This is a genomic window from Candidatus Erwinia dacicola (assembly GCF_001756855.1).
Classification (GTDB): Bacteria; Pseudomonadota; Gammaproteobacteria; order Enterobacterales; family Enterobacteriaceae; genus Erwinia; species Erwinia dacicola.
Genome location: NZ_MAYS01000111.1, coordinates 1 through 2997, shown reverse-complemented (window position 1 = coordinate 2997; position 2997 = coordinate 1). Strand labels below are relative to the sequence as shown.

Annotated in this window: 3 protein-coding genes; all 3 read left to right on the top strand. The window is 54.7% G+C overall.

Annotated features, from left to right (window positions below; all coding sequences use genetic code 11):
* Positions 1–142: 142 nt before the first annotated feature.
* Genes def through rsmB form a run of 3 tightly spaced genes read left to right on the top strand, consistent with a single transcriptional unit; the run spans position 143 to position 2960 of the window.
* Complete coding sequence (gene def, locus BBW68_RS03410) at positions 143–652, top strand: peptide deformylase (RefSeq protein WP_070134006.1); 510 nt, start codon at positions 143–145, stop codon at positions 650–652.
* 23 nt (positions 653–675) lie between these two features.
* Positions 676–1623 (top strand): methionyl-tRNA formyltransferase, encoded by a 948-nt coding sequence (gene fmt / locus BBW68_RS03405; protein WP_070134005.1) that lies wholly within the window; start codon positions 676–678, stop codon positions 1621–1623.
* A gap of 47 nt (positions 1624–1670) precedes the next feature.
* The gene (gene rsmB / locus BBW68_RS03400) at positions 1671–2960 is read left to right on the top strand and encodes a 16S rRNA (cytosine(967)-C(5))-methyltransferase RsmB (protein WP_070134004.1); all 1290 of its coding nucleotides are present in this window, start codon (positions 1671–1673) and stop codon (positions 2958–2960) included.
* Positions 2961–2997: the final 37 nt, after the last annotated feature.

The following is a 2997-nucleotide window of genomic DNA, read 5'->3' as shown; positions in this document are numbered from 1 at the left end:
GCAGGTTGAGACGCCGTTTAGTGACATTATTCTCTCCCCTTTCCCCTGAAGGTTACCTGCCATGAATGCTGTCAATCGCCGCGTGAAATGTCTACAATAAGATGATTAAAACTTCATCCCTTGAATACAGATCTGGAAAGTTATGCACGTTTTGCAGGTATTACATTTTCCTGACGAGCGCCTGCGCATCGTTGCGAAACCCGTTAAAGAAGTAAATGCTGATATTCAGCGTATCATAGACGATATGTTTGAAACCATGTATGCCGAAGAAGGCATCGGTCTGGCAGCGACACAGGTTGATATCCATCAGCGGATTATAGTGATTGATGTTTCTGAAAATCGCGATGAGCGCTTGGTGCTGATTAACCCGGAGCTGCTGGAAGAGAGTGGCGGAACCGGCATTAAAGAAGGTTGTCTGTCGATCCCTGAACAGCGTGCTTTGGTACCGCGTTCTGAGAAAATCAAAATCCGGGCGCTGGACCGTGAAGGCAACAGCTACGAGTTAGAGGCGGATGGGCTGCTGGCGATCTGTATCCAGCATGAAATGGATCATCTGGTCGGTAAACTGTTTATTGATTACCTGTCGCCAATGAAACGTCAGCGTATTCGTCAGAAGCTGGAAAAACACTATCGTCAGAGCGCCCGCGACTAAGTTCGTTGACTAAAGGGAATCACGTGTCCGAATCGCTAAAAATCATTTTTGCTGGCACCCCCGACTTTGCTGCGTGTCATCTTAACGCGCTGTTGTCATCTGGGCATCAGGTGGTGGGCGTTTTCACTCAGCCCGACCGCCCTGCCGGCCGCGGAAATAGACTGACCGCCAGCCCGGTCAAGCAGCTGGCTGAGCAGCACAACATCCCGGTGTTCCAGCCTAAATCCCTGCGTCTTGAAGAGAATCAGCAGTTAGTTGCCGCGCTCAATGCCCATGTCATGGTGGTCGTCGCTTATGGCCTGATCCTGCCAAAGGCTGTGCTGCAGATGCCTCGTTTCGGCTGCATCAATGTTCACGGTTCCTTGCTGCCACGCTGGCGTGGCGCCGCACCGATCCAGCGCTCGCTGTGGGCGGGCGATGCCGAAACCGGCGTCACCATCATGCAAATAGATGTGGGTCTGGATACCGGCGATATGCTGCATAAGCTGGCCTGCCCAATTGAAACGAACGATACCAGCGCCACGCTGTATGATAAACTGGCGCAGCTCGGTCCAACTGGGATGTTGAACACGCTGGCGCAGTTGGCCGACGGCAGCGCACAGCCTGAAGTGCAGGATGAAGCTCTGGTAAGCTATGCAGAGAAGCTGAGTAAAGAGGAGGCCCGTCTCGACTGGACCTTGTCAGCGCTGCAGCTGGAGCGCTGCATCCGCGCCTTTAATCCATGGCCAGTCAGCTACTTTATTATTGATGAGCAGCTGGTGAATGTATGGAAGGCCAGCGCCCTTCCTGCCGTCAGTCATCACCAGCCGGGCGAGATCCTGCAGGCCGATAAGCACGGCATTCAGGTGGTTACCGCTGATGGTGTACTGAATATTGAAGAACTCCAGCCCGCAGGCAAGAAAGCGATGAAAGCCCAAGATCTGCTTAATTCCCGCCGCGAATGGTTTACCCTAGGCAATATCATTGCCTGATACTCTGCCCGGCATCACTGCTGGGAAGTTTTACATACGAATCCTCTATGAAAAAAAATACCAATTTACGCAGCGTTGCCGCTCAGACTATCGAGAAGGTTGTCGAACAGGGGCAGTCGCTTAGCAACGTGCTGCCTGCCGCCCAGAAAGCCGTAGGCAAGAAAGATGCCGCGCTGTTACAAGAGCTATGCTACAGCGTACTGCGCACGCTGCCGCAGCTGGAGTGGATTATCAGCAAGCTGATGTCACGCCCGATGACCGGCAAACAGCGTGCGATTCACTTCCTGATCATGGTTGGCATCTATCAGCTGCTGTTTACCCGCATCCCTTCACATGCGGCACTGGCTGAAACCGTGGAGGGGGCAGTTGCCCTGAAACGCCCGCAGCTGAAAGGATTGATCAACGGTGTGCTGCGCCAGTTCCAGCGCCAGCAGGAGGAACTGCCCCAGCAGATGAACGATGGCGAACAGCAGTATCTGCACCCGAAATGGCTGCTGGAGAGGCTGAAGCGCGCGTGGCCCGGGCAGTGGCAGCAGATTGTTGATGCCAATAATCAGCGCCCACCCATGTGGCTGCGCGTGAATCGTCAGCATCACAGCCGTGATGCTTGGCTGGCTCTGCTGGCAGAGAGTGGGAAAACCGGATTTGCTCACCCGCAGCACAGCGACGCGGTAAGGCTGGAATCACCGTGCGCGGTAGGACAGCTACCTGGTTTTGACCAGGGCTGGGTGACCGTGCAGGATGCTTCGGCTCAGGGCTGTATTGCCCTGCTCAATCCGCAAAACGGTGAGAAGATTCTCGACCTGTGCGCTGCTCCCGGCGGCAAAACAACGCATATTTTGGAAGCCGCGCCGCAGGCTGATGTTATCGCCGTTGACGTCGATGCTCAGCGTCTGGCAAGAATTAGTGAGAATTTGCAACGCCTCGACATGCACGCAGAGGTTAAGCTTGGCGACGGCCGCACGCCTGCAGAGTGGTGCGGCGATATGCAGTTTGACCGTATTCTGCTGGATGCACCCTGCTCGGCGACCGGCGTTATTCGTCGTCACCCGGATATCAAATGGCTGCGTCGAGACCGCGATATTGCTGAGCTGGCGATTTTACAGCAGCAGATCCTCGATGCCGTCTGGCCGCATCTGAAAAAAGGCGGTACGTTGCTCTACGCCACTTGCTCGATAATGCAGGAAGAGAACCATCAGCAGATTGCACAGTTCCTGCTGCGCCACGGCGATGCAAGCCTGGTCGAAACCGGCGATTTGGCTCAGCCAGGTATCCAAGTGTTTCCGCAGGTGGAAGACGGCGATGGCTTCTACTATGCAAAATTGATAAAACAGTGAAACAGGTGGCGCGGCTAAGCGGTAGAGTCTTAGGACG